Annotated in this window: 7 protein-coding genes; 2 read left to right on the top strand and 5 right to left on the bottom strand. The window is 64.4% G+C overall.

Annotation, left to right across the window (positions count from 1 at the left end; translation table 11 throughout):
* Window positions 1-14: 14 nt before the first annotated feature.
* Both ACXAG6_RS20320 and ACXAG6_RS20325 read right to left on the bottom strand, forming a co-directional pair.
* Window positions 15-662, bottom strand: a complete 648-nt coding sequence (locus tag ACXAG6_RS20320; protein ID WP_475339783.1) for a DsbA family oxidoreductase — start codon at window positions 660-662, stop codon at window positions 15-17.
* A 79-nt stretch (window positions 663-741) separates the two neighbouring features.
* Window positions 742-1,311 carry a carboxymuconolactone decarboxylase family protein gene (locus ACXAG6_RS20325; RefSeq protein ID WP_475339784.1) on the bottom strand — a complete coding sequence of 190 codons (570 nt, stop codon included), beginning with the start codon at window positions 1,309-1,311 and terminating at the stop codon, window positions 742-744.
* Between the two features lie 103 nt (window positions 1,312-1,414).
* Between ACXAG6_RS20325 and ACXAG6_RS20330 the strand changes: the two genes are divergently transcribed.
* The gene (locus ACXAG6_RS20330; RefSeq protein WP_475339785.1) at window positions 1,415-2,053 is read left to right on the top strand and encodes a TetR/AcrR family transcriptional regulator; all 639 of its coding nucleotides are present in this window, start codon (window positions 1,415-1,417) and stop codon (window positions 2,051-2,053) included.
* Window positions 2,054-2,071: 18 nt separating this feature from the next.
* On the opposite strand, the gene ACXAG6_RS20335 is transcribed toward ACXAG6_RS20330, so the two are convergent.
* From ACXAG6_RS20335 to aspS, 3 genes are all read right to left on the bottom strand, one after another.
* Complete coding sequence (locus ACXAG6_RS20335) at window positions 2,072-2,332, bottom strand: hypothetical protein (RefSeq protein ID WP_475339787.1); 261 nt, start codon at window positions 2,330-2,332, stop codon at window positions 2,072-2,074.
* A 131-nt stretch (window positions 2,333-2,463) separates the two neighbouring features.
* The gene (locus ACXAG6_RS20340) at window positions 2,464-2,970 is read right to left on the bottom strand and encodes a phosphotransferase-like protein (protein WP_475339788.1); all 507 of its coding nucleotides are present in this window, start codon (window positions 2,968-2,970) and stop codon (window positions 2,464-2,466) included.
* Between the two features lie 19 nt (window positions 2,971-2,989).
* Entirely contained in the window at window positions 2,990-4,771 is a 1,782-nt protein-coding gene (gene aspS, locus ACXAG6_RS20345; RefSeq protein WP_475339789.1) for an aspartate--tRNA ligase, read from the bottom strand.
* Window positions 4,772-4,945: 174 nt separating this feature from the next.
* Between aspS and ACXAG6_RS20350 the strand changes: the two genes are divergently transcribed.
* Complete coding sequence (locus tag ACXAG6_RS20350; protein ID WP_475339791.1) at window positions 4,946-6,175, top strand: class I SAM-dependent methyltransferase; 1,230 nt, start codon at window positions 4,946-4,948, stop codon at window positions 6,173-6,175.
* The last annotated feature ends 196 nt before the right edge of the window (window positions 6,176-6,371 follow it).

A 6,371-nucleotide genomic window follows, 5' to 3' on the forward strand; every position in this document is an offset into this window, starting at 1 on the left:
TCGGCGCGGAAGCTTCAGGCCTCCGCGCCCGCCAACTGCCGCAAGATCGCGGTGTAGTTCTCCACGCCCTGCGCGCCTGTGACAAGGTGCTGGCGGTCAAAGATCATCGCCGGCACGCCGCTGATCCCGTGGCGCAGCCAAAAGCCCTCGGCCTCCCGCACCTCCTCGGCAAACCGCCCGTCCTTCAGCACCGCAAGCGCCCCGGCCCGGTCCAGCCCCACCTCCTGCGCCACATCCGCCAGCACCTCATGGCGCGACACGTCCCGGGCCTGCGTGAAGTAAGCCGCAAACAGCGCCTGTTTCAGGTCATGCGCCTTGCCCAGCGGCCCGGCCCAATGCAGCAGGCGATGGGCGTCGAAGGTGTTGTAAATCCGGCTCTCGGCGCTGAAGTTGAAGCGAAATCCAAGCTCCTCGCCCAACGCCACAAGCCGCGCCCGGCTGTCGGCCGATTGCTCGGCGCTGGCACCGTATTTCTCCGCCACATGCTCCCGCAGGTCTTGTCCCTCAGGGGGCATCTCGGGGTTCAGCTCAAAGGGGTGCCAGTAAATCTCATGCGCCACGCCCGTCTGCTGCAAGGCACGCGCAAGCTGGCGGTAGCCGACAACGCACCACGGACACATCACGTCAGAAACGATATCAATCCGCAGCTTGCCGTCGCTCATGTCTTTCTCCTTCGATATCCGGCGCACCTGCCCCGCCGCCACACAAGATGGCGCGGCGGCGGAGGGTTTCAACACCGGGTCAAGCGGCCTTACCGCCCTGCTTCTCCCATGCAAACTGCTGCATCACCTCGTCCACCGGCGTTTCGGCAAGGTGGTTGGTGTAGTTCGACATCACCTTCTGCGCGATGCCCAGCACGATCTCCAGCACCTGCCGCTTGGTGTAGCCCGCATCAAGGAAGGTCTGCACCTGCGCATCGCTCACCTCGCCGCGCTGGCGCACCATCTCAAGCGTGAAGGTCCGCAGCGCCTCCAGCCGCTCGGTCGGCAGCGGGGTTTCATCGCGCAGTGCGTTGCTTATCGCATCACCCACCTTCATCGCCTTGGCAATCCCGGTGTGTGCGGGCACGCAGTAGTGGCAGGCATGCTCCACGTTGATCGTCTGCCAGACCACGGTGATCTCGTCCTTGTCGAAGCTGGTGTTGTTTTGAAACAGCCCATGCAGCACCTGATAGCCTTCCATCAGCGCCGGGGCCTCGGCCATCACCTTGTGCAGCCCGGGCAGGCGGCCAAAGGCTTTTTTCGACTTCTCGATCAGCGGCAGGCTCTCTTCGGGGGCGGTGGTTTCATCGTGCAGGGTGAATTCGGTCATCAGGCGCTCCTGTGTTTGACGTTATGGGCCGCGTGGCCCTTGCCGGAGAACATGGCGCATTTGAGCGATCACTCAATACCGCTGTTTGAGCGTTCACTCAATCGTGAGACCGGCAGACAAACCACCCCACCGCCGCTATATTCCGCGCATGACCCGCGCCGCGCCCTACGACCGTGAAAAAGCCCTCGATGCCGCCCTGACCCTGTTCTGGCGCAAAGGCTTCCACGCGACCTCGCTGAAAGATCTGGAAGCCGCCCTGGCCATGAAGCCCGGCTCGATCTACGCGGCCTTCACCAGCAAAGAAGCGCTCTTCCGCGAAACCCTCCGGCGCTACAAGGCGCGCAGCGAGGCCACCCTCGCCGCCCGCGCCGAGGCCGCCGCCTCCCCGCTGGAGGCACTCGCCGCCCATGCCCGCAACACCGGACGGCCCAAAAGTGAGCGCCCAGGCGGCTGTTTACTCACCAAAACCGTGCTTGAACTGGCCGAAGACCCCTCCGAAGCCGGAGAAGACGCGCGCCGCTACCTGCTCGACGTGCAAGATCTGTTCTTCGAGCTTTTCGAGCAGGCCCGCACCTGCGGAGAACTGCCCGCCGGGGCCGACAGCCGCAGGCTGGCGCGCCGCTTTCAGTCCAACATGTTCGGGCTGGCGGTCGAAACCCTGCGCGGCTCCCCGGCAGAAGACCTCGCCGCGCTGGCCGATGACATGGCAGAAGAGGTGCTGCGGCTCAGGCAGCGGCAATAAGTGGCAACCGAGCCATTGTCAGGCCGGATCGACCGGCCCGAAACGCTCCCAGCTTTCGCCCATCGCCACAATGCAGGCCCGCCCGTCGGTGTAATTCTGCACCATCGTCCAGTCACCCGAGCGCTCGGCCACCCAGAATTCCACAAAAGTCTCCGGCCCCCGCAGCCCCCGCCCGGCCAAGGTCGCGCCAAAGCGGGTTTCGAGCTTTTCGACAATGCGCGCACGATCATCGCAAAACACATCTGAGGTGGGGCCGCCGGCAAAAGCGGCAATGGGCATGAAAGCCAGAAGGGTGATGAGCAAAACCCGCTGCATGCCCGAATCGTAGCACGCCGATCAGAGTGACGTAACAGTTTTATGACGCAAAGCCGCAGCATCCGTAGGGTGGGCAATCTGCCCACCATCCCAGCTCACCCGAAGAAGGCCGAAGCCCCGCGCCGCTCGCGCCATGCATCCACCACGCGGGCCGCATTCACCGCCACCCCGTCCTCGCTGCGCAATTCAAGGTCATATCGCTTGCCCAAGTGCACCGTGGCCGCATCCCGCGCAGCATCGCCCGGTGCCCTATTGCCCCGCGCCGCTTCCCGGCGTGCCAACTCGGCCATGTCGCAATGCAGGCCGACAAAAAACACATCCCGCGCCGCCAGCATGTCACGCAGCGCCTCATGCCACTCAGGCGTCTCGATGATATGGTCCCAAACCACGTCCACACCCGCCGCACCCATAGCGGCCACAGCCCGGTGCCATCCGTCAAACACCCGCGCCCGCACTTCGCGCCATTCCGCGCCGCCGGGCAGCGCCTCGCTGTCGATGAGTTGATCGAAGGTCAGATGAACAAAAGGCGCGGGCAATGCCTCCCGCACCGCCCGCGCCAATGTCGACTTGCCCGCGCTTGAGGCACCGTGGATCAGGATCACCCGCCCCGGCACCACCGGCTCACTCTTCCTTGACCACCCGCAGCCCCAACTCGCGCAGCTGCTCGTTTGTCGGCTCGCTCGGCGCGTCCATCATCAGGTCTTCCGCGCGCTGGTTCATCGGGAACATGACAACCTCGCGCAGGTTCTCCTCGTCGGCCAGCAGCATCACGATGCGGTCGATGCCCGCCGCGCAGCCGCCGTGGGGCGGGGCGCCGTAGCCGAAGGCGGTGTAAAGCCCGCCAAACCGCGCCTTCACCTCTTCCTCGCCGTATCCGGCGATCTCGAAAGCCTTCAGCATCACCTCCGGCTTGTGGTTCCGGATCGCGCCGCTGACCAGCTCATAGCCGTTGCAGGCAAGGTCATACTGGTAGCCCTTAACGGCAAGCGGGTCGCCCTGCAGCGCCGCCATCCCGCCCTGCGGCATCGAGAAGGGGTTATGCTCAAAGTCGATCTCGCCGGTCTCGGCATCCTTCTCGTAGATCGGAAAATCGACGATCCATGCAAAGGCAAACCGGTCCTTGTCGGTCAGCCCCAGCTCGTCACCAATCACTGTGCGCGCCTTGCCCGCCACGCCCTCAAACTGCTTGGGCTTGCCGCCAAGGAAAAACGCCGCATCGCCCACGCCGAGCCCCAGCTGCTCACGGATCGCCTCGGTCCGCTCCGGCCCGATGTTCTTGGCCAGCGGCCCGGCGGCTTCCATGCCCTCGCCCTGATCGCGCCAGAAGATATAGCCCATCCCGGGCAACCCTTCCTTCTGCGCAAAGGCATTCATCCGGTCGCAGAACTTCCGGCTGCCGCCCCCCGGCGCCGGGATCGCGCGAATCTCGGTGCCGTCCTGCTCCAGCAGCTTGGCAAAGATCGCAAAGCCCGAGCCACGGAAGTGCTCGCTCACCACCTGCATCTCGATCGGGTTGCGCAGGTCCGGCTTGTCGGTGCCATACTTCAGCGCGGCTTCCTTGTAAGGAATCTGCGGCCAGCTCTCCGGCGCATCCACCTTCCGGCCCCCGCCGAACTCCTCGAACACCCCGGCAATCACAGGCGAAACGGTGTCAAACACATCCTGCTGCTCAACAAAGCTCATTTCGAGGTCGAGCTGGTAGAAGTCGGTCGGCGAACGGTCGGCACGCGGGTCTTCATCGCGGAAACACGGCGCAATCTGGAAGTACTTGTCAAAGCCGCTAACCATGATCAGCTGCTTGAACAGCTGCGGCGCCTGCGGCAGCGCATAAAACTTGCCGGGATGCAGCCGCGACGGCACCAGAAAGTCACGCGCCCCTTCCGGCGAAGACGCGGTGATAATCGGCGTCTGATACTCCCGAAAGCCCTTGTCCCACATCCGCTTGCGCACGCTCGCCACCACGTCTGAGCGCAGCACCATATTCTCCTGCATCGCCTCCCGGCGCAGGTCGAGGTAGCGATACTTCAGCCGCGTCTCCTCGGGATATTCCTGATCACCGAACACCTGCAAAGGCAGTTCGCCCGCCGCACCCAGCACCTCCAGATCGCGGATATACACCTCGATCTCGCCGGTCGGCAGCTTGGGGTTCACCAGGCTCTCGTCGCGCGCCTTCACGCTGCCATCAATCCGGATGCACCACTCCGAGCGCACCTTTTCCAACTCGGCAAACACCGGGCTGTCGCCATCGGCAATCACCTGAGTCACGCCGTAATGGTCACGCAGGTCGATAAAAAGCACCCCGCCGTGATCTCGCACCCGATGCACCCAGCCGGCAAGACGCACGGTGTCGCCCACGTTTGCTTTGGTCAGCTCGGCGCAGGTCTGGCTGCGGTAGGCATGCATGGCGGTGTCCCTTCAGGTCGCACGTATCGGTTCGCGCCGATACACCGCCTTGATGCGCGGAAGTCAACCCGGGCTGGCCATCCGGAAACTTGACGCAAGGTGAAACCAAGCCAATTCTTCTGGCGTTAACCAATTAGGGGAAGTGCGCACAAACTACAGCGGGGGTAAATTCCGATGTGGAAAACGATGATCGACAGGCTCCTGCGGGGCATGATCGTGGATGGCCGGCTAACCTTGCACTGGCCCGACGGCAGCACCAGCCGCTACGGGCCCGGCGGAAAGATCGAAGTCGAGGGGCGGCTGACCGACGAAAGCATCGTGCATGACATCGCACTCAGGCCCCGGCTGGGCATCGGCGAAGGCTACATGGACGGCCGCCTGACGCTGGTGGATGACGACTGCTACAGCTTTCTCGCCCTGATGGTGCGCAACCTGCACCGGGGCAGCATGCCGCCATGGTTCCGCGCCGCCGAAGCGCTGCGCAGCGCCACCCGGGCGCTGGCCACCCGCAACGGCCTGGCCCGCTCCAGCCGCAACGTGCAACACCACTACGATATATCAGATGATCTCTACGCCCGGATGCTGGGCGAAGACATGCAGTATTCCTGCGCCTATTTCGCCCGCCCCGGAATGTCGCTGGACGAGGCCCAAGCCGCCAAAAAGGCCCACATCGCGGGCAAGCTGCTGCTCGAACCGGGCATGCGCGTGCTCGATATCGGCTGCGGTTGGGGCGGCATGGCGCTCACGCTGGCGCGGGACTACGGGGCAAGGGTTACGGGCGTCACCCTGTCACAGAATCAACTCGCCGCCGCGCGGGCCCGCGCCGAACAGGCCGGGCTGACGGAGCAGGTGGAGTTTCGTCTGATCGACTATCGCAAGCTGGATGAACAATTCGACAGGGTGGTCTCCGTCGGCATGCTGGAGCATGTCGGCCTGCCGCAGCTCCCCACCTACTTCAACCGCCTGCATGATTTGCTCGCGCCGGACGGCGTGGCGCTGATTCACACCATCGGCAACCTCGCCAAACCCCACGCCACCTCCCCATGGCTGGCAAAATACATCTTCCCCGGTGGCTACATCCCCGCCCAGTCAGAGCTGTCCCCCGCCATCGAAAATGCCCGGCTGGCCACCACCGACCTTGAAGTCTGGCGCGGCCACTACGGGCCCACCCTCCACGCGTGGCGCGACCGCTTCGAATCCTCGCTCGACTGGGTGCGCAGGCATTACGACGAGCGATTCATCCGCATGTGGCGCTTCTACCTCTGCGCCTGCGAGGCCGCCTTTGTCGAAGGCCCGCAGGCCGTGTTCCACTACCAACTGGCCCGCGATCAACACGCCGTGCCCGTCACCCGCAACTACCTCTATCGCCAAGACGCCGCGCAAATACTCCATGCCGCGCAGTAGCCACAGCCCGGCTGAGGCGCTTCCCAGTAGCGGGCAGCCCGCCAAGCATTTGCCAACCTACACTATACCAGGCGCCCACCCCGCTGCATTTTCTTGCTCCAAATATCCATCCCCCACCCTGCCGCAAGCCGACCGACAGAATACCGCGCCAAAGGCCCAACCCGGCGCAGGGGCGGCGGCGCGGGGTGGGCGGGTG

The sequence above is a fragment of the Vannielia sp. ABF1_015 genome (assembly GCF_056160745.1).

What these genes read in the sequence shown, in the direction of transcription:
- ACXAG6_RS20320 (WP_475339783.1), bottom strand. Translation starts at nt 662, where the DNA reads ATGAGCGACGGCAAGCTGCGGATTGATATCGTTTCTGACGTGATGTGT.
- ACXAG6_RS20325 (WP_475339784.1), bottom strand. Translation starts at nt 1,311, where the DNA reads ATGACCGAATTCACCCTGCACGATGAAACCACCGCCCCCGAAGAGAGC.
- ACXAG6_RS20335 (WP_475339787.1), bottom strand. Translation starts at nt 2,332, where the DNA reads ATGCCCATTGCCGCTTTTGCCGGCGGCCCCACCTCAGATGTGTTTTGC.
- aspS (WP_475339789.1), bottom strand. Translation starts at nt 4,771, where the DNA reads ATGCATGCCTACCGCAGCCAGACCTGCGCCGAGCTGACCAAAGCAAAC.
- ACXAG6_RS20350 (WP_475339791.1), top strand. Translation starts at nt 4,946, where the DNA reads ATGTGGAAAACGATGATCGACAGGCTCCTGCGGGGCATGATCGTGGAT.